The organism is Pauljensenia sp. 20925_1_34, assembly GCF_041432775.1.
In the GTDB taxonomy this organism is placed as follows: domain Bacteria; phylum Actinomycetota; class Actinomycetes; order Actinomycetales; family Actinomycetaceae; genus Pauljensenia.
This window is the reverse complement of sequence record NZ_JAPWAG010000014.1, coordinates 23,357-50,185: the sequence shown is the minus strand read 5'-3', so window position 1 is coordinate 50,185 and position 26,829 is coordinate 23,357. Positions and strand designations below refer to the sequence as shown.

General features: G+C 64.2%; 23 protein-coding genes. 8 read left to right on the top strand and 15 right to left on the bottom strand.

The features are described 5' to 3' along the window. Positions 1 to 18: 18 nt before the first annotated feature. The 9 genes from O3669_RS06815 to O3669_RS06775 all read right to left on the bottom strand — a co-directional run bounded on the left by O3669_RS06815 (position 19) and on the right by O3669_RS06775 (position 10,594). Positions 19 to 822, bottom strand: a complete 804-nt coding sequence (locus tag O3669_RS06815; protein WP_371524135.1) for a serine hydrolase domain-containing protein — start codon at positions 820 to 822, stop codon at positions 19 to 21. Then, positions 819 to 1,613: a TetR/AcrR family transcriptional regulator gene (locus O3669_RS06810; protein WP_295919875.1), complete on the bottom strand. Its 795-nt coding sequence runs from the start codon at positions 1,611 to 1,613 to the stop codon at positions 819 to 821. The genes O3669_RS06815 and O3669_RS06810 overlap by 4 nt, the downstream gene beginning before the upstream one ends. 75 nt (positions 1,614 to 1,688) lie before the next feature. Beyond that, positions 1,689 to 4,301 (bottom strand): ATP-dependent chaperone ClpB, encoded by a 2,613-nt coding sequence (gene clpB / locus O3669_RS06805; RefSeq protein ID WP_371524134.1) that lies wholly within the window; start codon positions 4,299 to 4,301, stop codon positions 1,689 to 1,691. Positions 4,302 to 4,430: 129 nt separating this feature from the next. Beyond that, a complete protein-coding gene (locus O3669_RS06800) occupies positions 4,431 to 5,093 on the bottom strand; it encodes a YbjN domain-containing protein (protein WP_295919878.1) in 663 nt (220 codons plus the stop codon). Positions 5,094 to 5,455: 362 nt separating this feature from the next. Beyond that, positions 5,456 to 6,868, bottom strand: a complete 1,413-nt coding sequence (locus O3669_RS06795; RefSeq protein ID WP_371524133.1) for a DUF418 domain-containing protein — start codon at positions 6,866 to 6,868, stop codon at positions 5,456 to 5,458. A gap of 92 nt (positions 6,869 to 6,960) precedes the next feature. Beyond that, a complete protein-coding gene (locus O3669_RS06790; RefSeq protein ID WP_314769780.1) occupies positions 6,961 to 7,554 on the bottom strand; it encodes a hypothetical protein in 594 nt (197 codons plus the stop codon). 167 nt (positions 7,555 to 7,721) lie between these two features. Then, entirely contained in the window at positions 7,722 to 8,435 is a 714-nt protein-coding gene (locus tag O3669_RS06785; protein ID WP_371524131.1) for a hypothetical protein, read from the bottom strand. 111 nt (positions 8,436 to 8,546) lie between these two features. Then, positions 8,547 to 9,287, bottom strand: coding sequence for a type 1 glutamine amidotransferase (locus tag O3669_RS06780; RefSeq protein WP_295966430.1), 741 nt, complete (start codon positions 9,285 to 9,287; stop codon positions 8,547 to 8,549). Further along, positions 9,284 to 10,594: a MurT ligase domain-containing protein gene (locus O3669_RS06775; RefSeq protein WP_371524130.1), complete on the bottom strand. Its 1,311-nt coding sequence runs from the start codon at positions 10,592 to 10,594 to the stop codon at positions 9,284 to 9,286. Before O3669_RS06775 ends, O3669_RS06780 begins: the two co-directional genes overlap by 4 nt. A gap of 1,666 nt (positions 10,595 to 12,260) precedes the next feature. Between O3669_RS06775 and O3669_RS06770 the strand changes: the two genes are divergently transcribed. Next, on the top strand, positions 12,261 to 13,280 hold the full coding sequence (locus O3669_RS06770) for a hypothetical protein (RefSeq protein WP_371524129.1): 1,020 nt from the start codon (positions 12,261 to 12,263) through the stop codon (positions 13,278 to 13,280). A 316-nt stretch (positions 13,281 to 13,596) separates the two neighbouring features. On the opposite strand, the gene O3669_RS06765 is transcribed toward O3669_RS06770, so the two are convergent. Genes O3669_RS06765 through dnaK form a run of 4 tightly spaced genes read right to left on the bottom strand, consistent with a single transcriptional unit; the run spans position 13,597 to position 17,729 of the window. Then, complete coding sequence (locus tag O3669_RS06765) at positions 13,597 to 14,148, bottom strand: heat shock protein transcriptional repressor HspR (protein ID WP_295966425.1); 552 nt, start codon at positions 14,146 to 14,148, stop codon at positions 13,597 to 13,599. 3 nt (positions 14,149 to 14,151) lie between these two features. Beyond that, positions 14,152 to 15,201 carry a DnaJ C-terminal domain-containing protein gene (locus tag O3669_RS06760; protein WP_371524128.1) on the bottom strand — a complete coding sequence of 350 codons (1,050 nt, stop codon included), beginning with the start codon at positions 15,199 to 15,201 and terminating at the stop codon, positions 14,152 to 14,154. A gap of 36 nt (positions 15,202 to 15,237) precedes the next feature. Continuing rightward, on the bottom strand, positions 15,238 to 15,897 hold the full coding sequence (locus tag O3669_RS06755) for a nucleotide exchange factor GrpE (RefSeq protein ID WP_371524127.1): 660 nt from the start codon (positions 15,895 to 15,897) through the stop codon (positions 15,238 to 15,240). After that, the gene (gene dnaK / locus O3669_RS06750; protein ID WP_295966420.1) at positions 15,894 to 17,729 is read right to left on the bottom strand and encodes a molecular chaperone DnaK; all 1,836 of its coding nucleotides are present in this window, start codon (positions 17,727 to 17,729) and stop codon (positions 15,894 to 15,896) included. The genes O3669_RS06755 and dnaK overlap by 4 nt, the downstream gene beginning before the upstream one ends. 462 nt (positions 17,730 to 18,191) lie before the next feature. Between dnaK and O3669_RS06745 the strand changes: the two genes are divergently transcribed. Beyond that, complete coding sequence (locus tag O3669_RS06745; RefSeq protein WP_371524126.1) at positions 18,192 to 20,558, top strand: alpha-L-fucosidase; 2,367 nt, start codon at positions 18,192 to 18,194, stop codon at positions 20,556 to 20,558. Positions 20,559 to 20,637: 79 nt separating this feature from the next. Continuing rightward, on the top strand, positions 20,638 to 21,801 hold the full coding sequence (locus tag O3669_RS06740; RefSeq protein ID WP_371524125.1) for an SAM-dependent methyltransferase: 1,164 nt from the start codon (positions 20,638 to 20,640) through the stop codon (positions 21,799 to 21,801). Here the strand turns inward: O3669_RS06740 and O3669_RS06735 are convergent. After that, positions 21,791 to 22,093 carry a hypothetical protein gene (locus O3669_RS06735; RefSeq protein WP_371524124.1) on the bottom strand — a complete coding sequence of 101 codons (303 nt, stop codon included), beginning with the start codon at positions 22,091 to 22,093 and terminating at the stop codon, positions 21,791 to 21,793. The two genes, O3669_RS06740 and O3669_RS06735, sit on opposite strands and share 11 nt — an antisense overlap. A gap of 251 nt (positions 22,094 to 22,344) precedes the next feature. Between O3669_RS06735 and O3669_RS06730 the strand changes: the two genes are divergently transcribed. Genes O3669_RS06730 through O3669_RS06715 form a run of 4 tightly spaced genes read left to right on the top strand, consistent with a single transcriptional unit; the run spans position 22,345 to position 24,496 of the window. After that, complete coding sequence (locus O3669_RS06730; RefSeq protein WP_371524123.1) at positions 22,345 to 23,208, top strand: aldo/keto reductase; 864 nt, start codon at positions 22,345 to 22,347, stop codon at positions 23,206 to 23,208. 7 nt (positions 23,209 to 23,215) lie between these two features. Continuing rightward, positions 23,216 to 23,635, top strand: a complete 420-nt coding sequence (locus tag O3669_RS06725; RefSeq protein WP_291449150.1) for a MerR family transcriptional regulator — start codon at positions 23,216 to 23,218, stop codon at positions 23,633 to 23,635. 49 nt (positions 23,636 to 23,684) lie between these two features. Next, positions 23,685 to 23,906: an XRE family transcriptional regulator gene (locus O3669_RS06720; RefSeq protein WP_371524122.1), complete on the top strand. Its 222-nt coding sequence runs from the start codon at positions 23,685 to 23,687 to the stop codon at positions 23,904 to 23,906. Continuing rightward, the gene (locus O3669_RS06715) at positions 23,903 to 24,496 is read left to right on the top strand and encodes a TMEM175 family protein (RefSeq protein WP_371524121.1); all 594 of its coding nucleotides are present in this window, start codon (positions 23,903 to 23,905) and stop codon (positions 24,494 to 24,496) included. Before O3669_RS06720 ends, O3669_RS06715 begins: the two co-directional genes overlap by 4 nt. 322 nt (positions 24,497 to 24,818) lie before the next feature. Here the strand turns inward: O3669_RS06715 and O3669_RS06710 are convergent, their stop codons facing one another. Further along, a complete protein-coding gene (locus O3669_RS06710) occupies positions 24,819 to 25,820 on the bottom strand; it encodes a zinc-binding dehydrogenase (RefSeq protein ID WP_371524119.1) in 1,002 nt (333 codons plus the stop codon). Between the two features lie 117 nt (positions 25,821 to 25,937). Here O3669_RS06710 and O3669_RS06705 point away from each other — a divergent pair, with 117 nt between their 5' ends. Continuing rightward, the gene (locus O3669_RS06705; RefSeq protein WP_295921165.1) at positions 25,938 to 26,393 is read left to right on the top strand and encodes a GNAT family N-acetyltransferase; all 456 of its coding nucleotides are present in this window, start codon (positions 25,938 to 25,940) and stop codon (positions 26,391 to 26,393) included. Positions 26,394 to 26,829 lie beyond the last annotated feature (436 nt).

Genomic DNA, 26,829 nt, shown 5'->3' with positions numbered 1-26,829 from the left:
GGCCTCGATTCGTCGCGATTAGGCGTGTTCGCGCGCGAGGGACAACAACGACGCGTTGAGGGCCGACCAGTTGTCGCGGTGCCACGGCCCGAAAGGCTCGGCACCCACAAAAGCGGCGCTGGCTCCCAGGTCGCGGTCCGCCCACACGAAGGAGCCGGACTGGCCGAAGTGCCCGATGGTACGCGGGGAGGCATCGGGCGCGGTCCAGTGCGGCGACTTGTCGCCGCGAATCTCCACGCCGAGGCCCCACGGGCAGGGCGCAAAACGCCCGTAGCCGGGCACGACGCCGGCGAGCGTCGGAAACTGTGAGAGTCCCGCAAGGGCGGCCAGCGGCGCGCTCACCAGAGTCGGACGGGCGAGCTCAGCACCGAAAAGGCTGACATCGAACGCGCTGGCGACCCCCGCATGAGCGGGACTACCCGGGATGTCCGCGGAGCCCATTCCAAGCGGGTCAAACACCGTCTGGCGCACCCACTGAGCGACCCCCATTCCGCTCGCGTCAGCCACGACCTCGCCGAGCACGTCGAAGCCCTCGTTGGAGTAGATGCGGCGCTTCCCGGGAGCGGCGACAGGACGCCTCCCCTCGAAAGGCAGGCCCGAGGCATGGGCCAGCAGGTGGCGAACCGTTGCCCCCTCAGGACCCGCGGGATCATCGAGGGAGATCAGGCCTCGTTCAACCGCGACCAGCACCGACCACGCGACGATCGGCTTGGTAACAGACGCGAGCGGGAACACTCTGCCCGTATCGCCGTGCGAGTAGACGACGTCGCCCCCGACACGAAGGACGAGGGCGGCATCGAAGGACGGCAGCGGTCCGATCACGCGGTGGTGGCTTCCGGAGCAGCCGCGGCCGCGGCGGCTTCTGCTGCCGCCGTGGTCTTCTCGCTGATCTTACGCAGCGTGCGTGCGTAGACTTCCGCGACCTCCTCGGGCACGGACGCGCCGAGCTGGAGGACGTAATGCGCGGGCAGGTGCAGGAGCTGCACGCACACGGCCAGGAAGTCCGCGACGAATTCGCGGGCGTCGATAGGTTCGTCGTTGTAACGAGCCGACACGACAGAGCCGTACCAGTAGCGGATGAGGATCTTCGCCAGAGTGCGAGGGGTGGTGCCGATGTCGGCGCCCTCGTCCTCGACGAAGGCGGCGATCATCGCCGTGAGCGCCTCCTCCATCTGCTGGGTCCGGTACTTGTAGTGCGCGTGTGCGGGGTGCGTCTCCGAGGAGGATTCCGCCCACAGGACACAGTCCAAGGCGATAGCGGCGTCTGCCCCGGGCTTCATGGCGAAACGCATCTCGCCAACCGCCCAGTCGACGAAGGAGCCGGCAGTGATGCCGCCCTCGTCGAAGCCGCCCTCAGCCTCGTCATTGATGGTGACGTCGAAGAGGGCGTTCATCTCCTCGTGACGCTGGATCGCGCTGCGCAGGATCGCTTCCTTGGACGGGAAGTGATAGACGACGGCGGGGTGGGAAATACCGACTCGACGACCGAGGTCGCGCAGAGAGAAGCCGTTGTAGCCTCGCTCCGCGATCAGAACCATCGCTGCCGAGAGGATGGATTCGCGCGTCGCCTGTCCTACGGAATAGGCGCCACGGGCCTTCCTCTGGGTTGTCATATCTTCTCCTGCTGTTGCGGACGTCACATACCGTTAGTCCGAAATACACACTGGTATTCAGTGTAGCGCGTAATCTTAGGGTTTATCAACATTCATGACAAGCCCGTCGAACATCGCGTTAATGTCAACTTTCACGCTACACCCATCCTGCACCTGCCCGCCGAGCAGCATAACAGCCAGCCGATCACCGATCTCGCGCTGAATCACGCGGCGAAGCGGGCGCGCCCCGAAGGCGGGATCATAGCCCACCTGAGTCAACCAGCCGCGAGCTGGCTCACTCACTGTCAAGTTTATGCGGCGATCCTGGAGGCGCGTTTGAAGGGCAGCAACCAGCAGGTCAACGATCTGACCCAGATTTTCGCGGGTCAGGGCGTCAAACATGACAGTCTCATCCAGCCTATTGAGAAATTCTGGCCTGAACTTTGACCGCACAACAGACATGACCGCATCCCGCTTTTCCGAGTCCGTCAAACCCTCGTCCACCAGGAACTGCGACCCCAGGTTTGACGTGAGAATCAGGATTGTGTTGCGGAAGTCGACCGTCCGACCCTGACCGTCAGTGAGACGCCCGTCATCAAGAACCTGCAAGAGGATGTCGAAGATCTCAGGGTCAGCCTTCTCCACTTCGTCCAGGAGAACGACGGAATATGGCCGACGTCGCACCGCTTCGGTCAGCTGACCGCCCTGCTCGTAGCCGACGTACCCCGGAGGGGCACCGACCAGCCGCGCGACCGAGTGCTTCTCCGAGTACTCGGACATGTCGATGCGCACGATCGCACGCTCGTCGTCGAAGAGGAACTCCGCGAGGGACTTGGCCAGCTCCGTCTTGCCGACACCCGTGGGCCCCAGGAAGAGGAAGGAGCCGGTCGGGCGATTCGGATCGGACAGGCCCGCGCGCGAACGCCTCACGGCGTCCGATACCGCTCGCACCGCCTCCTTCTGTCCAATCAGACGCTTGCCGAGCTCGGCCTCCATGTGAAGAAGCTTCTCAGTCTCAGTTTGGAGGAGTTTACCCGTAGGAATTCCCGTCCAGGCCTCGATAACCTCGGCAATCTCCGTAGGGCCAACCTTCTCAGCGATCATCGGTTCCTCGGCAGCAACGGCATCCTGCTCCTCGGCGCGAGCCTCCTCGTGTGCAATCTGTCGTTCGACTGCCGGAATCTCTCCGTTTTGCAGGCGACCGGCTTCCTCCCAACGCCCCTCGCGCACGGCCAGCTCGAGCTGGGTGCGCAGCGTGTCCAGCTGGACGCGCAGGTCACCCACGCGGTTGTGGCCAGCCTTCTCGGCCTCCCAGCGCGCGGTGAGCGCACGCAGCTTCTCTTCGCGATCCGCCAGGTCCGCGCGCAGCTTGCTCAGGCGATCCTGGGTGGCGGCGTCGGCCCCGTCGGGGTCGGACTCCGCCAGGTAGGACTCCTCCATGCGCAGGCGATCCACACTGCGGCGCAGCTCGTCGATCTCGACCGGCGAGGAATCCAGCTCCATGCGCAGACGCGAGGCGGCCTCGTCGATCAGGTCAATCGCCTTATCGGGCAGCTGACGCCCCGTGATGTAGCGGTTCGACAGGGTGGCGGCGGCCACCAGCGCGCCATCGGAGATCGTCACCTTGTGGTGGGCCTCGTACTTCGGGGCGATGCCGCGCAGGATGGCGACCGTGTCCTCAACCGAGGGCTCGCCGACGAAGACCTGCTGGAAGCGACGCTCCAGGGCGGGATCCTTCTCAATGTTCTCGCGATACTCGTCGAGCGTGGTCGCACCGACCATGCGCAGCTCGCCGCGGGCGAGCATGGGCTTGAGCATGTTGCCCGCGTCCATCGCACCCTCGGAGCCACCGCCCGCGCCGACGACCGTATGCAGCTCGTCGATGAAGGTGATGACCTGACCGTCCGAGCGCGCAATCTCGGCCAGGACGGCCTTGAGGCGCTCCTCGAACTCACCGCGATACTTCGCACCGGCCACCATCGAGGACACGTCCAGCGAGATCAGGCGCTTGTCGCGCAGGGACTCGGGGACGTCGCCAGCGACGATGCGCTGGGCCAGGCCCTCGACGACGGCGGTTTTACCGACGCCGGGCTCGCCGATGAGGACAGGGTTGTTCTTCGTGCGGCGCGACAGGACCTGCACGACGCGGCGAATCTCGTTATCGCGCCCGATGACGGGGTCGAGCTTGCCCTCGCGCGCCACCTCGGTCAGGTCGCGGCCGTACTTCGCCAAGGCCTCGAACGAGCCCTCGGGGTCAGCCGTCGTGATCGGGTCGGGGCGCAGCTGGGAGAGAGCCTGCGTGAGCGCGTCGACCTGGGCGCCACCCTGGGTCAGGATGCGCCCCGCCTCCGTGTCGGATGCGGCCAGCGCGATGAGCAGGTGCTCGGTGGAGATGTACTGGTCTCCCGCGCCCTGGGCGCGCTCCTCCGCATCCTGGACGACGGCGAGCAGCGCGCGCGAGGCCTGGGCTGAGCCAGCGGATGCCCCCTGGGTACTCGGCAGGGACACCAGGGCGTTGCGAGTGCGTGTGCCGATCGCGCGGGCATCCGCGCCGACGGCCTGGAGCAGGGACAGGGCAATGCCCTCGCGCTGCTCGATGAGCGCCTGGAGCAAGTGGATGGGCTCCACCTGCGGATTTCCGGCCGCCGATGCGGCCTGGAGCGCGGAGGCGATGGCCTCCTGCGCCTTCGTGGTCATCTCACGTGCCATGAGATCGTTCCTCCAAATAGTTCGAATGTGTCGCGCCGACGGTTCTCGGCGTATCTGATAGACATAACGAAGCTAAAGTTGAGTCTATTCCACTCAACTTGAAAATGGAGACAGGAACGAGGCCTGGACTCAGTCCTCCGGAAGCCAGACGGGTCCGCCGAAGCCGCGCTGATGACCGCCCGACGGTCCAGAATCATCGGCATCCTCGATGCCGTAGCGCTCCGCGAGCGCGCGGAAGAGCTGGAGCGTTGTGGCCAGAGCGCACATGACCTGCTGGACCAGCTGAGCATCCGTGGCGCCATACTCGTAGTCGCCGTTCACCTCGGCGACGACACGGTCGCCCTCCAGTTGCTCGGCCACGTAGGCCTTGGGCCACAGGAACTCCCCGTGCCAGGCCTGCAGAAAGTCACGCAGGTCCTCCCCATACTCGAGAGGAACGAGCTGCTTCATGAACGCGACGATCGACAGCACTTCGCGCGAATCACCGAGGAAACGGAAGCAGAACAGGTGCCCCTCCCAGAATCCACACAGGTCACTATCATCATCGATGCGCCACGCCCAGCCTTCAGAGTCGAAAAGGAGTCCCAGGCGCTCTTGCGTGATGGGACGAACCATGTCAAAGCGATTAGCTTCAAACTCCGAGTTACCCGTGGCGATTCCTTCCGCCGCTGCCGCGTTGCTTTCCTCCCATTGTCCCATATCAGAGGGCATACCGTCCGCCGATTCAGCGCGGCGAGGCGTGCCCTCACCGTCGGTCCCGCCGTCGGCATCCGCCCGCCATAGCCAGCTCATGATGACTCCCCTACTCGTCTCTTTCGATCATGACGCGCCACTGCGTCGTTAACTCGGGGGCGTGAGCGCGTCGGCCACCCCTGCGCACCATGTCCACATGCACACCCATTGGCCACCTCCTCCACTCACCGCATCTCGTCATCAGTGCGTGTATCTCGACACCTTCACAGTAGCGCAGAATCCGCGAAATACCAATGGCCGCAGGGTCTTTTCAACCCTGCGGCCAGTGATCGGACGAGCGATGAGGAACCATCGTTGCAGCTCATCCGGGGGACTCAGCCACACCTGCCACTAATTGTCTAGTTACTCACATTTTGGTATAGCCCTTGCAAGCAGCGTGAATTTCTATTAAATAGGGATTTTTACTCGCCCTCGGAAACACTTCCCCGCGCAGGTGTCTCACTCTCAGCGCACGGCGCGGCGGCCGCAGTCACCGCGTCAGATGATGTCGCCGCAGCCTCTGCAGGCGCGCCCGACTGACCGGCGAGAACAGGCAAGAAGGCCGGCAGCGGCCTACGCCTGGCACTCTTGGCAACAAGCCAGCGCAGCGCCCACTCAGCGGGACCGCGCGACGATCCCAATGCCTCGGCAATGACACAGCCGATACCGATCAGCGCCCACACAACGAGCGCGATCAGGCCGGACACGGCGACCCCGAGGCTGCGCACCCCGGCCACACCAAGCACGACGACAATGAGGATGAAGAGCACCGTCTGGGACAGGTAGGCGGTCATCGAGCGGCGACCGATCGCACTCAGGAAGGCACAGACCGAGCCAAGCTTTTCGCGAGGCCCACCACCCACGAGCGCGAGGAGCGCAAGCCAGCCGCACGCGCCCAGCACCCCCGAGGCATGGAAGAGCGGGTAGGACCAGGCGGCCGAGCCCGCAAACGCCCACGTCAGCTGCATGAGCGCGAAAGGAAGCCCACCGAGGACACCAACGCCCAGACCACCGACGGCGACACAGGCAAGGATGAGCCCATGCCCGCGGGGATCCTGCAGGACACCCCAGCGAGCGACGCCCACACCGATCATGACGCACGGAACCACGAGGGACAGCAGAACCGTTGCGATGGTTGCTCCCAACCAGGTCCTCAGGGACGTCAACGGGTAGAACATCGTCGGCGCCAACGGGCCGTGATATTCGAGCACCATGGGCGTGCCACCCATCGAAAACCCCGTTCCCCACAAACCGAGGAGGCTGAGCGCAGCAACGAGGGAGCCCACCAAGACGCGCGGCCACACGCGCTTCATGACGACGACTTCGGCGAACAACACCGCGACGAGGCCATAGGTTCCGATGATGTCACCCGAAAAGAACAGGGCATGCACGCCGCCGAATACCAGCATCCACAGGCCGCGGCGACGGATTAGGCGCGCGGCCACGCGGCGAACGTGACGCTCGATATTCTCCTCGACAATCTGTCGCTGGACGGGATGCCAGCCGGCGACCTCCTCGGCGGAGAAGGTGTCCAAAGCGGCCCGGCGCTCACGCTCCATCGTGCGCGACGCCATGATCGCCATGCCGAAGCCGAACAGAATGGAGAAGAGCGGGTAGGCCCTGCGATCGACGAGCATGGTGCGGGCCAGATACCACCACTGGTCGGCGCCATTCATCGCCTCGAGGGCCGCGTGTCCTGCCTGGGGAGTCTCCGGGAAGTAAGCAAGCCAGAAGGGCACATTCGCCAGAGCAATCAAGGCCAGCATGAAGCCGCGCGCGACGTCAGGGGCCGGGTAACGCACCTGGCGAGTGCCGGTGAAAGACAGGGTAGACACACAAAATCCTCTCGCTGGGGGACGCGGTTGTGAGAGACGAGGAAGGGGGTGAGGCCGGGTAAAACCCGGGACTCACCCCCTCGCGCTATGAGTCAGCGAACAGCTGCCATCATAGCCTCTTGCATGATGCGGCGGCGCTTGCCGTTGACCTTGACGAGGAGCACGATGCCGACGATCAGGCAGATCAGACCGGTCACTCCGACGACGGAGCCCCACACGAAGGGCACCACGAAGGTCTTGGTCACGGCATCCGGCGTGCTATTGACAGCGTAGAAAGACGAGTCGTTGGACAGGCCAGCGCAGTAAATCCTGTACGGGCCCGCGGGCACACCCGAGGCCGTGTAGGTGTCGTCGGCGTCCGCAGAGGGTCGCAGCGAATACATCGCACCGGAGGAGTCGACGAGCGAGCAGGCGGGATCCGTATCCACGCGCACCTGGACCGTGAAGTCTCCAGACGCGGTCACGGTCACGGAATCGCCGTTGTTTGTGGTGCCACCGTGGATCGAGTTCGCGCCGGTCTGGCTCACACCGTAAATCATCATTCCGAAGAACACGGCCGGCGCAATGAAGAGCATCAGGACGATGCCGAGGACCAGCGTGGTGATGCCAGCCCCGCGGCCGGGCATCTTCGGCATCGGCACCGGGGAGGGAGCCACCGGGGCGGAACCATAGGAAGGAGTGGACATGTCTGTGCCTTTCTGGTGGAAATGTCGGCTCAGCATAACACCGTTCGACCCAACCGAGCGCACTTGACGATCCGAGCGTGTTGCATCATCGCAGCGAGATAACATGCGCCAAAAAAGGCGTGAGGCCGGGAACTTCTCCCGGCCTCACGCCTTGCGCGACGTACTTGTCAGCGGATGGCTGACATCATCGTTTGCTGAACGAGGCGGCGCCGCTTTCCGTTCACCTTGACAAGGAGAACGATACCGACAATCAGCAGGATCAGGCCGATGACTCCGACCACCGTCGCCCACACGAAGGGCATCACGAACATCTGGATGACCGCATCCTCAGCATTCCCGTTGAAACCGAAGATATCGGTGCCCGACGTCACGAGGTCGCAGTCAATCTTGTACGTGCCACTGGACAGGTTCGAGGCCGTGTACAGGTTGTTCTGGTCGTCGTAGGACTGCATACGGTGGGACACGCCGCTCGAGTCAACCAGCGAGCAGGAAGTAGCGCCAGCCTCACCGATCATCAGCGTGTACTGTCCCTCCGACGTGACGGTCACGCTGTCGCCGTTTCGCAGGATGGCTTCGTTACCGACCGACTCGGCGGCCGAGGTGATACCCATTCCCATCGTCATAATGAGAACGATGGGGGCGACAATGATCATCAGCAAGACACCAATGACCAGCGTGACCACGCCGGGAGCTCGGCTGGGCATATCCGGCATCACAACGGCGGTGGGGCCAGCGTAGCCACCGCCGTAAGCGGCGCCGGAATATCCCTGGGGCGCGGCTGTCTGCGCGTTTTCGCCGTACTGGGGCCAGGGCGTGTTCTGCCCGCCCTGAGAATCGTAAGGGGACGGATTCGACATGAGTGTGCCTTCCTGATGAGACATTTGTTTTAGCATAACAACGCGGCCGCCCCTGCGAACAGGGTTGCGCGACCACTGGGACGTCTCCGATCCCCGTGTGGATCGGAGACGTCCATCTGCGAGAGGAGGCAGGCCCTAGGGCAGCTGGACCCCGCTCAAGCGCTGCGCGCGCAGCTCGGCCACGCCGGGCACCTCGAGGGGTTCGAGCGCCATGCCGGTCGCGCGCGTCAGCAGCAGGTCGGCCAGCTCGGGGTTACGCGCCAGCGCCGGTCCGTGCATGTAGGTGGCGATGATTGAACCCTGGACGGCACCGTCGTAGGCGACATCGGCGGGCTGGCGTCCCTGGGGGGTGCCATTACCGACGCCGGAGACGACGCGCCCGAGAGGTGCCGCGTCGGGGCCCAGGACGGTTCCTCCGCCATGATTCTCAAAGCCGCTCAGGGCCTGGGTGAGTCCCTCGACGAGGGGCACCGTCACCAGCTCGCCGATGGTGCGGTGTCCCTGCGGCTCGGTCGTGATGTCCAGGACGCCCATGCCGGGCACGCGCGCGCCTCGCGCGTCCTCGTACCAGTGGCCCAGGACCTGCAGGGAGGCGCAGATCGCCAGGAGTGGGCGCCCGGCGTCGAGCGCGCGGGACAGGCCGGAGGTGGCGCGGAACTTGTCGGCCGCGAGCGCCTGGGCCGTGTCCTCTCCCCCGCCCAGGGTGTAGATGTCGAGGCTGTCGGGGATCTCCTCGGTCAACCCGACGTGGACGACCTCGGCGTCGATGCCGCGCCTGCGGGCGCGTTCGGCCAGGATCAGGGCGTTGCCCGTGTCCCCGTAGGTGCCCAAGACCTCGGGCATGAGGACGCCGATTCGCAGCGTGGAAACGCTCACCGCTTGCCTTCCTTTCGGTCGAGCAGGACCTTGAAGTCGCGCATTGCCGTGTAGTTGAGGAGGACCTCGACGCGCCCGGGCTCGCACGCGGCCAGCGCATCCATCGGCAGATCGACGAGGTCACAGTGGATGCCGGCGTATTCGAGGCGCACGGCCAGGTCGGCGCCGCGCTCGCCGCAGGCGATGACACGCCTGCCCGGCTGGTTGACGCCGGAGAAGTCGACGTCCCACAGCCAGGAGAGGTCCTGGCCGTCGGGCACCTGGCCGTTGACGCCGATGACGACCTGATCGACGCGCGGGTCGACCATGGTCATGGCTTCCTGCCAGCCGGCGGGGTTCTTCGCGAGCATCAGGCGGGCGCTGCGCCCGTTGACGTCGTGGACTGAGTAGCGTCCCGCGACCTCGGTCACGGAGCTGACGGCCTTGGCTGCGGCGGCCGGGTCGATGCCCATGGCGACGGCGGCGGCCACGGCCTGCGCGGCGTTACCGAGGTTCGCGCGGCCGGGGAGCTTGAGTTCGAGGGGGACGGCGACATCCCCGGGTCCGTGGAGCGTGGCGCGCGGTCCCTCGGGAGCCAGCTCGACGTCGCTGAGCCACCAGTGGGGCTTCGGGCGGCTGCGCAGCGCGGGCAGCTCCTCGCCCTCGAAGGCGGGGATCAGGTGCCAGCCATCGGAGTCGCGCACGACGCGGCCGCCGCGCGGGTAGGCAGCGGAGTCGCCGCCCCAACCGGCACCGGCGGCGACCCACACGACGCTCGGGTTGTCGGCGGCTGCGGAGACGATAAGCGGGTCGTCGCAGTTGGCGACGACGACTGCGTCCGGGTGAGCGGACGCGCCCTGGCGCAGGCGCTTTTCCACCGAGCCGATTTCGCCGACGCGGTCGAGCTGGTCGCGCGAGAGGTTCAGGTACACGAAGACCTCGGGACGCACGTCCGCGGCGACCGCGGGCACGTGCATCTCGTCGACTTCGAGGGCGGCGCGGCTGGCATTCTTGCCCTGCATGAGGGCGGTGATGACGCCGGAGGTCATGTTGTCACCGTTGATGTTGGAGGCGACAGGACCGGCGCTTTCCAGGGCGGCGCGCACCATGCGCGTCGTCGTGGACTTGCCGTTCGTACCGGTAACGACGACCGAGGAGAAGGGGGCTGCCAGTTCGGCCAGGAACTTCGGGGAGATGCGCAGGGCGACCTCTCCGCCGATCATGCCTCCGGATCCTCGCCCGAGGGCCCGGGAGGTGAAGCGGGCGGCGGCGCCGGCCGCGTTGGCCACGCGCGAGCGCACCGAGAGGTGATGCGGTGTTTTCGTCATGCCCCCAAGATTAACGCCTGCGGGGCACTGCCCGCGCCGCCGAGAACGCTGTGTGGTCCTCTCGGGGACGAGGCCGTGGCCGGGTTGGGGGCGCCGTCGCCCCTCGCGACACGCCGAGTAGGCCCTGACCTGCGATAATAGTGCCGCATACCATATCGACGTTATCCACGACATGTCGCTGTGACTGCGTCAATATTTCCCATCGATAAATATTCACCTCCGAGGGATGCGCCGACACGGCGCACACGGCCCACAATCAGCTTGTTTTCAACGAAAAGCAACGGTGGTGGGCAAACGTGCAGGTCAGCACATGTTTCGCAAAAATAGTAACGTAGTAGACGCACGCTGTTTTCGGACGGCCTGCACGTTTGTGCGAAGTGAGCGGACACCGAATAATCAAGTATCCAAACCGGCCGTGACCTGGTAAAACTGTATCAGCAGGCGAGAGCCTGTCGCCTGTTCCAGGCTTCGATCAGGGATCCTGTGTGCCCCTGGATTCTTGATCGAATTAGGCTGCGGGACTCATCCGTTGGGTGGGTCCCGCAGCTCCTTTGTGTCTTCCGACGATGCACTGACGCGCAACACCAGGACCCGGGACATGATCGGGGTTATAGGGTTATGGACACTGCATGTTGCCGGTAGCGTGACTTTTCGGCTTTCTAGTGCGGGAACGTCGGTATTTTAGCTGGCTGGGACCAACTATGAGGATGGACAAAACGTGTTGCCGGAAGGGTGATTTTTCGGCTTTCTAGTGCGGAAACATCGGTATTTTAGCTGGCTGGGACCACTATGAGGATGGACAAATCGCGTTGCCGGAATGGCGACTTTTCGGCTTGGTGGTGCGTCGAAGTCGGTGTCGAAAGCGGGTGTTTCATCGTGGTGTTCGGATGCCCCACCCTTGCCTCGGTGGGAACTGCTTGCCGCGCGTCTGTGGCAACTGGGACCGAGACCTGGCAGCATTAACCCCTCGATGCGCAGCTGGGCCCTACAGGTGGCGCATGGGCAACCCCGCCCACACCGCCACCCAAGGGGTTAACCTGCGCATCCAAGGGCCCAAGCACCCACCCCTCGGGCCGAACACACCACCTATCCGGCAAGCCTTGCCGCCAAGCACGCACGCGAGGACGAGGCCAACACCGGCAACGAACGCCCGCCACGCACTAGCCGCGCACACACGCACACAAAGTGGCCCCGGCCTCGTCACACTTTCACCGGCGAGGCCAACGCTGGGAACGGGCGGACGACGGAACCACCCCCGGAGACCTGGCAGCATTAACCCCTCGATGCGCAGCTGGGCCCTACAGGTGGAGCATGGGCAACCCCACCCACACCGCCACCCAAGGGGTTAACCTGCGCATCCAAGGGCCCAAGCACCCACCTATGCAGTGAGTCCTACCGCCAGACGTTCCCTGCCTCCCGGCAGGGCCGCACGCACGCCGAGGCCGTGACAGGCAGCCAACCGGAATCACCAGGCGTCGCCCGCATGCGCGATCGGGCATACGACACTGACTCATATGCCCTTGAGGCAGGGTATCGCTTCCACTGTGCTGCGCACAGGACCAATCTCGAGACCGAGTTATCCACAAGTGAGGTCTCCGATCGAAGTTATCCACAAGCATCCAGAAACGGCTGGACTGCAGACGCGCGCGCCATCTATACCGTCTACATGATGACCATCGAATCGTTCCGCACCCATCGGCACAGCCGCTCCAACGTCGTCGACAACCCGAACGTTCTAACGATTCGGCGCGGGTACCGTATCCGCATCCACGGAGACGATCAGGCACACCCGTGGGAAATTTGGCGAATCGTCAACGTTGCGAGACTTCATGCTCTCGTCTATCAAACCACACAACGCCTGGTATTCACAGGAAACAGCTCCCTCTTGCTCCACGGTATTCCAACGTGGTCCGCCAATCCAGACGTTGAGGTTTGGCCCAGTGACGCGCGGCTTCGTCTCGCGCCCAATCGCGCTGTTCACCACCCGCACACAACCGTACCGCGCTCAAACATCGTCTGTCGGGCTGCCAAACCTCGTACAGTCACCTGTATCGAAGCACTTGAAGCTGAATCACCAATCGAGGCTGCGGTACGTCTAGCATTAAACGACGAACCCCTAGAAGCTTTTGTCGCAGCTTGCATGGTCATGCACATACTGTCGCGTTTTGACCGCTTTTCACTGGAAGAGTCACGCCAACGAGGCGAAGAGGTCCGTCACGCAATGCTTGAGGAACTAGCGCGGCATACAAATCACCATGGGCACCAGCGCGCGGACAGCATCATCCGAGCAGCGGACGCTGGATGCGACAACGTTTTCGAGGCCTCGGTTCTGTGGGTCATCAAAAGCCTGTACTCGGGGCGCGTCGTCACTCAGTGTCCCGTCAGGATAGGAGACCACACCTATTTCGGGGATATTGTCCTTCCTGATCTGAAGGTCATCGTCGAGCCCGATGGCCAAGCGAAGTTTGGCGACAAGGAGCAGGAAGTACGCGAGAACACCGGCAAATGGCTCCGTCGGCAGCATGATCTTGTGAACGCGGGATGGCACGTCATTCGCAGCTGCTGGCAAGATACCCATGACTTTGCCGGGTTCCGTACCCGTCTTGCTCCTCAGTTGGGAGTCCAGCACCTCAAGCTGCCTCAGGACTGTCTGCGCCTCTGGGCCGTGCCTCAGCCGAGACAGTAGATTCGGGCTCGCAATTCTCTCGTGCTCGCCATGGTCAAGCTGGGAACGGGGCGGACGACGGAACAACCCCCAGAGACCTGGCAGCATTAACCCCTCGATGCGCAGCTGGGCCCTACAGGTGGAGCATGGGCAACCCCGCCCACACTGCCACCCAAGGGGTTAACCTGCGCATCCAAGGGCCCAAGCACCCACCCCAAGCACAACCACATCGCCAGCCCCGGATGAAGACCGCCATCGTGCACCCGCAGACTGTTCCGCCCCGACGCGGGCGCGTCGGGGCGGAACTGTCTGGTCGAGCAGTGGGCGCGCAGGCGTATCAGCGAGCGATGATCGTACCCTCGATGATCGAGCGCACGCCGGTCCGCTTGGACGGGCCCGGCAGCGCTTGGCGGGCCGGAGGCTCGGAGGAGGCCAGGGACGCACGTGCGACCATCGGGTCCCACAGCGTCAGCGAACCGCCGGATGCCGAGGGGCGCGCAGGGCGCTCCCACGGGCGCTGACCTCGGCGCATCGGCATGACCTGGCCGTCCGAGGAGGCCGCGAACACGCGGTTGCGGCGAGCCTCGGAGGCAGCGACGGCAGAGCGCAGGGCGTCGCGCTCTTCCTCCAAGGCCTCGACGCGGCGCTCGAGCTCCAGGATGCGGCGGATGCCCGCCAGGTTGATGCCTTCCTCCTGACTCATGCGCTGCACGTCGCGCAGGCGTTGCACGTCGCGCTTCGTGTAGCGCCTGCCGCGCCCCTTCGTGCGTGCGGGGATGACCAGGCCCAGGCGGTCGTATTGCCGCAGGGTCTGGGGGTGCATCCCCGCCAGCTCGGCGGCGACCGAGATGACGAAGGTGATCGGCTCGTCAGAGCCAGTTGCGGCCATGGGTTACTCCTCGGCTCCGGCACTCAGCGAGGCGCGCACGTCGAGGTCACCCTCGGCCTTCGCCATCTCCTTCGCGAGCTTCTTGAGGTCGCGGCTCGGCTTGTCGGGAACCTGGATGGCCACGCGGGCAATCAGGTCACCCGTCGCCTTGGAGGTCTTCACGCCCCCTCCGCGCACGCGGATCTCGGAGCCCGAGGAGGAGCCCGCGGGCACCTTGACCGTGGCCGTGTTGCCGTCGATCATGGGCACGTCGATGGTGGCACCGAGGATGGCCTCGGACACCGTGACGGGCAGATCCATGACCAGGTCGTTACCCTCCCGCGAGTACACGGGATGCGGCTTGACGGTGACGGCGACCTCGAGGTCGCCGGTGGGACCGCCGTGCGTGCCGGGCTTGCCGTGGCCCTTGACGCGGACCTTCTGGCCGTCCTTGATGCCCGCGGGGATGCGGACCTTGATCGGAGAACCACCGACCTTGATGGTCAGGGTTGCGCCGTTGAGGGCCTGGCGGAAGGAAATCGACAGCTTCGCGCGCACAGTGGCGCCCTTTTCGGGCGTCGGCGCGCTACGCGGGGCGTGACCGCCACCGAAGGACGAGCCGAAGGGGTCGCCACCGAATCGCGCGCTTGCGCCACCGCCACCGCCGAAGAGGCCGGAGAGGATGTCCTCAAAGCCAGCCCCGCCGCCGGGCATGCCGGAGGTCTGGAAGCGCACGTTCTGCCCGCCGAAGCCGGAACCGCCCGCACCGCCGAAGGCCCCAAAAAGGTCCTCGAAGCCACCCGTGCCGCCCGAACCTGCGGAGAATCGAGCCCCGCCGCCGGCCATCGCGCGAATAGCGTCGTAGCGCTTGCGATCCTCGTCGTTGGACAGGACCGCGTAGGCTTCGCCGATCTCCTTGAAGGTGGCCTCAGCGGCCTTGTCGCCCGGGTTCTGATCCGGGTGCCACTTGCGAGCCAGCTTACGGTAGGCCTTCGTGATGGCCTTCTTGTCCGCTGTCTTGTCGACTCCGAGGACCTTGTAGAAATCCTTGGAGAACCAATCCTGTTCACTCACGCGCGTGTCACCTCTCTTTCAGTTGCGAGCGTGTTGTTACTCAGGGTTGTTCACCAGCACCTTCGCGGCGCGCACGACGCGTTCGCCGCGGCGGTAGCCGCTGGTGAGGACCTGCCCGATGACGGGGTGGTCCACGTCGGCGCTGGTGGTTGCCATGAGGGCGTCGTGCAGGGCGGGGTCGAAGTCGTCGCCCTCGGCGCCGTAGCGCTCCAGCTCGAAGCGCGTCTTGAGCGTGTCCTCGAGCTTGTTGGCGATCGACGCGAAGGGCCCGTCCTCCAGGTCGCCGTGCGCGCGGGCGGCGGCGATGTCGTCGAGGACGCTGATGAGCGACTCGATGACCTCGTCCTGACCGGCGGTCTTGTGGCCGGGGATGGCCTCCTTGGAGCGGCGCACGTAGTTGGCGTACTCCTGGCCCTGGTTGTACAGCTCGGCGTTGGTGCGCGCGAGCTGTTCCTCGACGGCCGCGATGCGCTCGAGGGCCTTGGCGAGGTCGGAGTCCTCGATCTGCTCCTCGAAGGCGCTCATGTCGTCGGCCGCCTCGGACGATGCCTGGGCTGCGTCGGGTGCGTCGGGCGCGGGAATGGGGTTCTCGGGCTGGGCCGCCTGGTCGGCCGGGGCCGACTCGACAGAGTCGGCCCCGGCGACGTTGGCGTCTTCGTTGGGCGCCGAGAAACCGTTGGTTTCTTCGGTGCTCACTTGCCGTCCTCGTCAACGATCTCGGCGTCCACGACGTCGTCCTGCTCGGGGGCGGACGAAGCGGCGGCCTCGTCGGCCTGCTGCTTGGCGTAGATCTCCTGGCCGATCTTCATGCCGGACTCGGACAGGGCCGCCATAGCGGTCTTCACGGCCTCGATGTCATCACCCTTGAGGGCTTCCTTGACGGCGTCGACGTCCTTCTGGACGGCCGCGCGGGTCTCCTCGGAGATCTTGTCGGCCTCGTCCTTGAGCAGCTTCTCCGTCGAGTAGACGGCCTGCTCAGCCTGGTTGCGGGTGTCGGCGTCCTCACGGCGCTTCTTGTCCTCGGCGGCGTGCTCCTCGGCCTCGCGCACCATGCGGTCGATGTCCTCCTTGGGCAGGGAGGAACCGCCGGTGATGGTCACCGACTGCTCCTTGCCGGTGCCGCGGTCCTTCGCGGAGACGTGAACGATGCCGTTCGCGTCGATGTCGAAGGTGACCTCAATCTGCGGCACGCCACGGGGAGCCGGGGCAATGCCGGACAGCTCGAAGGTGCCGAGCAGCTTGTTGTCACGGGCGAACTCACGCTCGCCCTGGTAGACCTGGATGAGCACGGAGGGCTGTCCGTCCTCGGCGGTGGAGAAGATCTCCGAGGCCTTGGTCGGGATCGCGGTGTTGCGGTCGATGAGCTTGGTCATGACGCCGCCCTTGGTCTCGATGCCGAGCGACAGGGGGGTCACGTCGATGAGCAGGACGTCCTTGCGGTCACCCTGGATGACGCCGGCCTGCAGGGCAGCGCCCACGGCGACGACCTCATCGGGGTTGACGCCCTTGTTGGGCTCGCGACCGCCGGTCAGCTCCTTGACGACCTCGGTGACGGCGGGCATACGGGTGGAGCCGCCGACGAGCACGACGTGGTCGATCTCGGAGACGGTCACGCCGGCCTCGGCCATAACGTCGCGGAAGGGCTTCTTGGTGCGCTCGAGCAGGTCGGAGGTGAGCTCCTCGAACTTGGCGCGCGTCAGGGACTCATCCAGGTGGATGGGGCCGTCAGCGGTCATGGACAGGTACTGCAGCGAGATGTTCGTGGAGGTCGCGGAGGACAGCTCCTTCTTCGCCTGCTCGGCGGCTTCCTTCAGGCGCTGGAGGGCGACCGCGTCCTTGGACAGGTCGGCGCCGGTCTTGGCCTTGACCTGGTCGATCAGCCAGTTGACGATGCGCTGATCCCAGTCGTCGCCGCCCAGGTGGTTGTCGCCGGAGGTGGCGCGCACCTGGATGGTAGAGAAGCCGTCGTCATCCTTGCCCACCTCGAGGAGGGACACGTCGAAGGTACCGCCGCCGAGGTCGAAGACCAGGATGAGCTCGTCTTCCTTGCCCTTTTCGAGGCCGTAGGCCAGGGCCGCGGCGGTGGGCTCGTTGACGATGCGCTCGACCTTGAGGCCGGCGATCTGTCCGGCGTCCTTGGTGGCCTGGCGCTGGGCGTCGTTGAAGTAGGCGGGGACGGTGATGACGGCCTCGGTGACGGGCTCACCCAGGTAGGCCTCGGCGTCGGCCTTGAGCTTCATGAGGACGCGCGCGGAGATTTCCTGCGCGGTGTACTTCTTGCCGTCGATCTCCGTGGTCCAGTCGGTGCCCATGTGGCGCTTGACGGAGGAGATGGTGCGGTCAACGTTGGTGACCGCCTGACGCTTGGCGATTTCGCCGACGAGGACCTCGCCGGTCTTGGAGAAGGCGACGACCGAGGGGGTCGTGCGCGAACCTTCAGCGTTGGGGATGATGGTGGGCTCGCCGCCTTCGAGGACGGCGATAGCGGAGTTGGTGGTACCGAGGTCGATGCCGACTGCGCGTGCCATAAGTTCTTTCCTTTCATCGACGAGGCCGTCTCCGCTTCCGGGGCGGCTCGCGTTGGTCTGTGGGTGCCGGGAGGATCCCGACACATCCTTGAGTCTGATGTACTCAACTTTAGGAGCCGGGTTTTTATTCCGCAACCCGAAGCTCTCAAACTTGAGTCTGATGTACTCAACTTTGGAGGCCTGGGCTTTATTCCCTGACGAAGCCCCTCAAGAGGTTGAGCCGCTCGCAACTTGAGTCTGATGTACTCAACTTTCTCATCACGCTTTTATTCCATCCCCGACCACGACGGCATTCAACCCGCCCCAGCACGACTAAAACCGACACATGAAATCGCTTAGTAAGTAACGCGAAAGCCTGGCGTAAGGAAACACAACGTTTACTAGTGGCGTAGCGCACCGCGACTCTGGCACACTAGAGGCACTCTCACCGTCCGAGAGTCCCCGTCAATCAATGGAGACTTGATGCGCATCACAAACCGACTGGCTGGCAGCCTCCTCGCTGGCCTACTCACACTAGGAATGGCAGGCCCCGCCTTGGCAGACACGCCGCCGGCCGACGCGCCGGAAACACCCGCCGCACCCGCCGTCTATGACGCGCGCTACGCGATCCCCGCGGCCGTGCCCGCCTCCAGCGAGGCGAAGGTAGCCGAGTGGCAGGACATGAAGTACGCCATGTTCATCCACTGGGGCGTCTACTCCTCCTACGCCGGCTGGTACAAGGGCCAGAAGCAGGAAGTGGGCTACCCCGAGCAGATCAAGGCATGGGGCCACCAGCAGACCTGGGACTCCCGTATCCCCCTGCAGGGCATCCCCCGCGACGAGTACCTGGCCGCCGCCCAGACCTTCGAGGCCCCGAACTTCGACGCAACCGCGTGGTGCCAGCAGGCCAAGGACTCCGGCATGAAGATGCTGCTCATCACCTCCAAGCACCACGATGGCTTCGCGATGTGGGACACGGCCACGACCGACTACAACTTCACGAAGCAGTCGCCCTCGCACCGCGATCCGCTCCTCGAGCTGTCGCAGGCCTGCCAGAAAGTCGGCATCAAGTTCGGCCTCTACTTCTCCAACATCGACTGGGAGAAGCAGCCCGAGAACCCGTGGACGAACGCCAACACGCTCGACGAAGAGGGCTACATGGACTACATCCATGAGCAGCTCAAGGAACTCCTCGGTGGCAAGTACGGCGAGATCACCGAGCTCTGGTACGACATGGGCAAGCCGAACCCTGAGCAGTCCGACCAGCTGCGCCAGTGGGCGCACGAGCTCCAGCCGAACATCATGATCAACTCCCGCGTGGGCAACGATCGCGCGGACTTCGAGGTCGGCTGGGACAACGAGATGCAGTCCGAGCAGACCCAGGGTCCCTGGGAGTCGGCAGTGTCGATCTTCCACAAGACATGGGGCTACGCGAACTGGGACGACGCAGCTCCCACCTTCAAGGACACCGGCTACCCGGACTACTCCGAGGAAGACTGGGACCACATCCAGCAGGTCGACAACACCACGGCCCTGCGTAAGGCCCCCGGCGGCGCCCACACCAAGACCACCGAGATCGTGGGCAACATGTTCTCGACCGTGGCCCTGGGCGGCCAGTTCCTCTTCAACGTCGGCCCGAAGTTCGACGGCTCCTACGACCCGTGGGACGCCTCCGTCCTCAAGGGCGTCGGCGACTGGAACCGCGCTCACCCCGGCGTCCTGGGCAACTCGCGCCCGACCCACTTCCCCATCGAGACCTGGGGCAAGACCATGGTCGATGACTCCCACATCTACCTGGGCATCGAGAAGTGGCCCGCCGACGGCATGATTACGCTGCGCGGCGCCGGCGCCAACGACATCTCCTCGGTGAAGCTGGACGGCTCCGACGCCGCTCTGGACTACAAGGTCGAGGGCAACGACCTCGTCATCACGCTGCCCGCGCAGCCCGACGAGATCCTCCCCGTCGTCACGGTCACCACGAAGGGCACGCCCACCTACGTGCCCACCGGCCTGACCACCATCGGCACCGATGCGACCACGATCCCCGCCTCCGGCCTCGAAAAGTTCAAGGCCCCCACCCCCAAGACCGGCGAGACCAGCTTCACGGCCTCCATCACCTCCGGTGACAAGGTCGCCTCGGGCGTGAGCGTCGCCTTCGACACCGAGGGCTTCACGGACGCCTACGCGAAGTACAAGGTCACGGTCGCCGGACAGGTCATCAAGAACCTCACCGTCGCCGAGCTCAAGGAAGGCGTCGGCCCCTTCGCGATCGGAGCGAACCAGACCGCTCGCGTGACCCTCGAGTACGACAACCCGGCGTACGCCCTCAAGGGCTTCGGCAAGGACACGACCGTCAAGGCGGTCACCGTCAAGGCCGAGAAGCTCGCGACCCCCGCCGTGACCGTCGATCCCTCCACCGTCGAGGCCGGCAAGACCGTCACCGTGAAGGGCACGGGCTTCGCTCCCGAGTCCGAGGTGACGATCACACTGCACTCCGATCCCGTTGAGGTCGGCACAGCCACGACGGACGCTGACGGTGCCTTCACCGCCGAGGTGACGGTTCCCGCCGACACCGAGGCCGGCGCGCACACGGTCGTCGCCGCGTCTGACGCGCCCGCCGTGACGGCCTCCGCACCGCTGACGGTCACCGTGCCCCCGGCACCCGCCGAGGATCCGAGCGCCACTCCGAGCGAGCAGCCCTCCGCGGCCCCCTCCCCCGCCCCCGAGCAGGGCGGCAAGGGCGGTCTGGCCCGCACCGGTACCAACGCGCTGATCGTCGGGGCGTTCGCCCTGGCGGCAGCCGGTGTCGGCATGGCACTGCTCCGCCGCTCGCGCCGAGCACAGGCATAGCCACCGCGTGGGCATAACCACCACAGATGGGGGCGGGGCGTACCGGACGGTACGCCCCGCCCCCACTTACACTTGAGGGATGCGCTGCGACCACTTTGACGCCAGAACCTGCCACTCCTGCTCCCTCCTCCCCCAGCCCTACGAGCGTCAGCTCACCGGCAAGGTCGAGGCCGTCGCGGCAACCCTCTCCGCCGTCCCCGGAGCCGGCGAGATCGCCTGGCTGGCCCCGGCCTCGTCCCCCGAGAAGGGCTTCCGCACGAGCGCGAAGCTCGTCGTCGGAGGCACTCGCCGCCGCCCCACCCTGGGCATCCTGGGGCCCGACCGGCGCGGCGTCGACCTGCCCGGCTGCCCCATCCAGCACCCCGCGATCAACCGCGCGACGCCCGGGCTCAAGCGCTTCATCCGCTCCCTGGACCTGACGCCCTACGACGTTCCCACCAAGCGCGGGGAGCTCAAGAACATCCTCATCACCGTGGGCGCAGGCGAGCGCCTCATGATCCGCTTCGTCCTGCGCAGCCGCGAGCGCGTCTCCGACATCCGCGCCGCGCTGCCGCTGCTGCGCGACCTCGTACCCAGCGCCCACGTCGTCACCGCGAACATTCACCCCACGCACGAGGCCATCGTGGAGGGCCCCGACGAGATCATCCTGACGCGCGCCCGCACCCTCCCGCTGGCCGTGGAGGGCCTCGAGCTGGGGCCGCGTTCCTTCGCGCAGACGAACGCGTCCGTCGCCGCCGCCCTGTACGAGCAGGCCGCCGCGTGGGCGTCGCAACCATTTGCCGACGGCCGAGCGCCCGAGAGCCTGTGGGACCTGTACTGCGGGGTCGGCGGCTTCGCGCTGGCGTGCGCTCGCGCCGGATTCCCGCACGTGACCGGCGTCGAGGTGTCCTCCGGCGCGATCTCCTCGGCGATCAGCGCCGCCCGCCACGCTGGCCTGTCGCGGTCTGCCGCCTCCTTCATCGCGGACGATGCGACCGCGTGGGCACGCGTCCAGTCTCCCGAGGACGTCCCCGACGTGATCGTCGTGAACCCCCCGCGCCGAGGCATCGGCGCCGACCTGGCCGCCTTCCTCAACGAGTGCTCCGCTCCGCGCATCATCTACTCCTCGTGCAACCCCGCCTCGCTGGCCACAGACCTGGCGGCCATGCCCACGCTGCGCCCCGTCGAGGGCCGCCTCTTCGACATGTTCCCGCATACGACCCATGTCGAGACAGCCGTATTGATGTCAAGGGTCAAGGATTAAACGTGCATAAAACGCCTTGAAAACAAGGGATTCCGATAATATTGCCGGGAACGGCAGCGTTGCCGGAGTCCCTGCCCTGCAGCATGGCGAGCAGAGCCTTCGGATTCGTGCGGATCTCCTCGATCACCCGGTCGGTGATGTACAGGCCATGCTTGCGGATCGAGGGCAGCACCTCGTCCATGACCCAGGATTCGAACTGGCGTGCGGTGGGCAGCGCACTCGTCCTCTCAGGTGCTAGGCGGTGAGAGATATCGGTTGATACCCCCTCAGTGTGAGACTCTGTGGTGCTCATGGCGTATGTGCCTTTCTGAGCGGCCTGGGGTGGCAGCCTGGTGCTGCCATTGTTGGACCCCGAGAGGTGCTCACTGCACTGCCGACGAGGCAAGAAGTGTTAACCCCGTGAGTGTTCCGCTCACCCATGCGTCCGTGGGGCGGGTGAAACCGGACACGGGGTGGAGCAGACTCTCGCTGGATTTGCTTGGGAGTTGCTCCCAAGTTGTTAGATGATGATGTTCCATTCATTGACTGAAGAAGGAGAGTGTCATGCTTGACGCGTTGACCATGTCTGACGGTCGTTCCATCCCCGCTCAGGGTTTCGGAGTTTTCCAGATTCCAGCCGAGCAGACTGCTGACGCGGTGGCTCAGGCTATTGAAGTCGGCTACCGCCATATCGATACCGCACAGTCTTACTTCAACGAGGAGACCGTAGGTGAAGGTATCCGTCGCAGCGGGATCGACCGCAGCGAACTGTTCGTCACCACGAAGGTCTGGTTGGACAACTATGGTGAGGATGCCACCTATGCCAGCGTGAAGGCTTCTCTGGAGAAGCTGGGGCTTGAATATGTGGATTTGATGCTGTTGCATCAGCCGTTCAATGATGTTTACGGTTCCTGGCGGGCCCTGGAGAAAGCCCAGGCGGATGGGCTGATTCACTCCATCGGGGTCTCTAACTTCACTCCAGCTCGCCTGCACGATCTGGGTTCGTTCAACGCCGTCTATCCGGTGGTTAACCAGATTGAGATTAACCCCTTCCATCAGCAGGCGGAGCGGGTTGCTGAGCTGCAAAAGCTCGGAGTTACCGTTGAAGCGTGGGCGCCCTTTGGTGAAGGCCGCTCAGGCTTGTTCGACAATCCAGTGTTGGCTGGCATTGGCCAGCAGTACGGTAAGTCAGTGGCGCAAGTGGTGTTGCGCTGGCTGTATCAGCGTGGGATTGTGGCACTGGCCAAGTCAGTACACACAGAGCGGATGCAGCAGAACTTCGCGATTGATGATTTCGCTCTGACTGAGGCGGATATGGCCGCTATCGCAGGTTTGGACGCCGGGGCGTCATTGTTCTTTGATCACGAGACAATCGGCACAGTGGATTTCTTCACCGATCTGATTGCTCAGCGACGTAACAACAGCTAAGGCACTCATGAGCAGGTTGTATTCAACGAAGGAGGCAGCTGAGGTCAGTGGTGTCGCGGTTGAAACCGTGCGCTACTACTGCAAAATCAATCTAGTCCCCCGAGTAATGCGAGATGAGAACAACTACCGTGTCTTTGACGACCACGACATCGCCTGGCTCAAGGGCCTGCACTGCCTGCGCGAATGCGGCATGGGTATCGAGCAAATGCGCCATTACATGGAACTTTGTCTCCAGGGAGAAGAGAGCATCCCGGAGCGCGAAGTCATGCTGATTGCGCAACGCCAGGTTGTTGAGGACAAAATCGCACTACTGAAGGAGATGCTGGGGTTTATTGATTCGAAGATGGAGTTCTATGCCGGAGTGCGTTCCGGCGAGATTGAATACCAATCGAGTCTGTTGGCCCCAGTGTCATCTGAGACTGCCTGATTAGCGGCTCTTCCGAGTTGAGTGTGGGTGACCGGGTGTTGAGCGGGGGTTGCGGGTAGAGGTCGAGGTCCTTATAAGAGTAAAATGTCTGGAAGAAGGTGTCACACAGGCACTGCTGGCGCAGATGGTTGGCACCTCCGCACCGTATATTAGCGGGTCGATAAACAAGAAAGAGCGCATCATCAATAAGGTCTTTGTTGATATGCTCGATAAGCTAGGCTACGACGTCCACCTTGCCTACGCGAAGAAGAAAGGGGCTCCTGAAAAATGAGCAAAGAAAGACTCACCGCATTTACGGATGCGATATTGGCGATCATCATGACAATATTGGTGCTGGAACTTGAGAAACCGGAGACAGCTGACTGGGCGTCATTTTGGGCACTCAGGTCGCATTTCTTCTCCTATGCGATTTCCTTCTTCTGGCTTGGCGCCATGTGGGTGAATATGCATAACAATTGGCACAGGATCAAGAAGATAGACAACAAGGTGATCTGGTGGAGCATCATCATGCTGTTTTTTGCCTCTTTCTTCCCGTATGTGACAGACTTTGTGAGCGACCACTTCACAAGCCTTTTTGCACAGATGCTTTACAGCGCGGTGGTGATATGTGTTTCACTATCCAACCTGGCGCTTGCGCGAGCGGTCGCAAGGGCTAATGGCTCGACGAGCGCGTTGGACCATAGTAACCGGAAATTCGTTGCGGGTGACCTGAGCATTAAGGCAATCGGAATTATTCTGGCAATCTTTGTTTATCCGCCGATTAACATGTTTGCAGTTATTCTGGCAGGATGCGAGGTGACCTTCCTACCACATATTGTGAATCGAAATAACAAGAAACCACGTGAGATCGATGCCGCATGATCCACATCTGGATTTATTCCTCTAGGTGAACGGAATACCCGGATACCTGTGCAGCTTTACCTCTTGACCAGACCGATGGGCGGGGATGGAGAATTGAAGTGGTGATATAGCAAAGGGAGCCGATGCGTCTCATCGACGTGTCGGCTCTCATGCACATTCCGGTTTTGCGGTATCGAAAGCAGAAAAGCATGACTTTTTCGGTCATACAGTTTTCACCCACGATGTTTTCGGCTGAACCGATGACATCAATGCCATTGTCTCAAGGCACGCCGAGGTTGCCCCCCTCCCCGAACGCGCGTAGGTCGAGTACCACCCCAAGGCCTCAGCCCAACACCACCACGTTCTTACCGGGCATCGCGTGGGAATCGAGTGCGCGGTGCGCGTCGGGCACCTGCTCCAGGCCGTGGAAGACCCCCGCGATCGGCACACTCATCTCGCCCGCCTTCACCGCCTCAAGCACTTCCTGCAAGACCGACGCCGGCAGATCCCAGGCCTGGCCGTGATAGACCGTGAGGCCCACGGTCGAGGGGATCAGGCCGAAAGGCGAGAAGTCCTTCATCGACCACACGTCCGTCAGCGACCCCGTGAACGACACCATGCCGCCAGGGCGCACGCAGCGCAGCGTATCGCCGAGCACCGGGATCCCCACAAGCTCCAGCGCCGCATCCACCCCACCCGGAGCGAGAGCGCGCACCTTACCCTCAATCCGCCCGTCGTCGATGACCACGTGGGCGGCCCCGGCCTCGTTCAGGACCGGCCGAGCGGACTCGCGGCGCGTGGTCGCGATGACCGTCATCCCCATGCGCACGCCCAGGCGCACCGCCATCAGGCCGACCGTCGAGGTTCCTCCGCGCACAAGAATCGTGTCGCCGCGCCGAGCGCGCATTGCGTGAACGAGCGAGCCGTAGGCGGTCTGCGTCATCTCGGGGATCGCACCAATCGTTGCCCAATCCAGGTCGGACCTAAAGGGGATCACGATGCGCTCGGGAATGAGGGTGTAGCGCGCGTAGGAGCCGTCGTACTCCCGGCCCATGCCTCCCATCATGAAGGCAACCTGCTGGCCGGGCGTGAAAGCGCTGCCAGGGGCGACCTCGTCGACGACGCCCACACCCTCAATGCCGAGTACGCGCGGGTAGGTGAAGTCCGGGTCGGACAGGCCACGGCGCGAGTGGGACTCAGACTCATTGACACCAAAGGCCGCGACACGCACACGCAGCCACCCCTCCTTCACCTGCGGAATCGGGAGCTGGGAGACCGTCATCTCATCGATCTCGCAGGGACCATCGAGCCGGATGACGTCCATCAGTGCAACGCTAGTTTCCATGGAAACTAAGTGTCGCCCGTCGTGAGCCCGCGCGCGAGCGGAGGACCAACACATTCCGATTTCCGCATCGGAACTCGCGCCTCGACCGCTACACTTAGACCAACCGTTAGGAGAAACATGACTGTCGAACTGATCACCGCCGCCACGCCCGAACTCCACGAGGCCATGGGGCGCCTGCTCCCCCAGCTCTCCCGTTCCGCCGCTCCGATGAGCGAAGCCGACGTGGAGCGCTTCCTGTCCCAGTCCAGCGTCCACCTCTTCGTGTTCCGCGCCGAGACGGCCGACGCCGACGGCAACAATCCGATCCTCGGCATGCTGTCCCTGGCCACCTTCGAGATCCCCACGGGCGTGCGCGCATGGGTTGAGGACGTCGTCGTCGACGAGGCCGCCCGCGGCCAGGGCGCCGGGCTCGCCCTCGTTGAGGCAGCCATCGAGCACGCCAAGACGGTCGGCGCCCGCACCGTCGACCTGACGTCGCGCCCCACGCGCGAGGCCGCGAACCGCCTCTACCAGCGCGCCGGCTTCCAACTGCGCGAGACCAACGTGTACCGCGTGACGCTCGAGAAGAAGTAAGCTCGCGCTTTCGCCGTTTGCCTCACATGTGACGCTAGCAATGCTTGCCGTCACTGTCGCCGCCCGCCCCGCATGACGCGAGGGCGGGCGCTTTGTTTGAGGCGATGAGCGCGCCTCCGGAGCCTGACTGACACGCACGTGGGCACAAGGGCAGACCTGGCAGCCAACGACGCGGATAGGTTATGAAGATGCGGATAGGTTATCCGCATCCGGATAGGTTAATAAGCTATCCGGATACTCATAACCTATCCATATGGCGACAACCTATCCGCATGCGCAGCAGACGTAGACACCGCTGGACTATTTTGGAAGGCAATGCACTAGGTAGGGCCTGGCTGCGGTGCCCGTGGGCGGCGGCGGGGCCCGGCCGGGCTTCGAGCCAACACACCGAACCATGCATCAGCACCGCAGGCGCCGCCGGTGTGGAGGGCGCCGG

Bases quoted from the DNA above. Each gene is read 5' to 3' on its own strand.
- O3669_RS06810 (WP_295919875.1), bottom strand. From the start codon at position 1,613: ATGACAACCCAGAGGAAGGCCCGTGGCGCCTATTCCGTAGGACAGGCG.
- clpB (WP_371524134.1), bottom strand. From the start codon at position 4,301: ATGGCACGTGAGATGACCACGAAGGCGCAGGAGGCCATCGCCTCCGCG.
- O3669_RS06800 (WP_295919878.1), bottom strand. From the start codon at position 5,093: ATGAGCTGGCTATGGCGGGCGGATGCCGACGGCGGGACCGACGGTGAG.
- O3669_RS06790 (WP_314769780.1), bottom strand. From the start codon at position 7,554: ATGTCCACTCCTTCCTATGGTTCCGCCCCGGTGGCTCCCTCCCCGGTG.
- O3669_RS06785 (WP_371524131.1), bottom strand. From the start codon at position 8,435: ATGTCTCATCAGGAAGGCACACTCATGTCGAATCCGTCCCCTTACGAT.
- O3669_RS06775 (WP_371524130.1), bottom strand. From the start codon at position 10,594: ATGACGAAAACACCGCATCACCTCTCGGTGCGCTCGCGCGTGGCCAAC.
- O3669_RS06770 (WP_371524129.1), top strand. From the start codon at position 12,261: ATGATGACCATCGAATCGTTCCGCACCCATCGGCACAGCCGCTCCAAC.
- O3669_RS06765 (WP_295966425.1), bottom strand. From the start codon at position 14,148: ATGGCCGCAACTGGCTCTGACGAGCCGATCACCTTCGTCATCTCGGTC.
- dnaK (WP_295966420.1), bottom strand. From the start codon at position 17,729: ATGGCACGCGCAGTCGGCATCGACCTCGGTACCACCAACTCCGCTATC.
- O3669_RS06745 (WP_371524126.1), top strand. From the start codon at position 18,192: ATGCGCATCACAAACCGACTGGCTGGCAGCCTCCTCGCTGGCCTACTC.
- O3669_RS06740 (WP_371524125.1), top strand. From the start codon at position 20,638: ATGCGCTGCGACCACTTTGACGCCAGAACCTGCCACTCCTGCTCCCTC.
- O3669_RS06735 (WP_371524124.1), bottom strand. From the start codon at position 22,093: ATGAGCACCACAGAGTCTCACACTGAGGGGGTATCAACCGATATCTCT.
- O3669_RS06730 (WP_371524123.1), top strand. From the start codon at position 22,345: ATGCTTGACGCGTTGACCATGTCTGACGGTCGTTCCATCCCCGCTCAG.
- O3669_RS06725 (WP_291449150.1), top strand. From the start codon at position 23,216: ATGAGCAGGTTGTATTCAACGAAGGAGGCAGCTGAGGTCAGTGGTGTC.
- O3669_RS06715 (WP_371524121.1), top strand. From the start codon at position 23,903: ATGAGCAAAGAAAGACTCACCGCATTTACGGATGCGATATTGGCGATC.
- O3669_RS06710 (WP_371524119.1), bottom strand. From the start codon at position 25,820: ATGGAAACTAGCGTTGCACTGATGGACGTCATCCGGCTCGATGGTCCC.
- O3669_RS06705 (WP_295921165.1), top strand. From the start codon at position 25,938: ATGACTGTCGAACTGATCACCGCCGCCACGCCCGAACTCCACGAGGCC.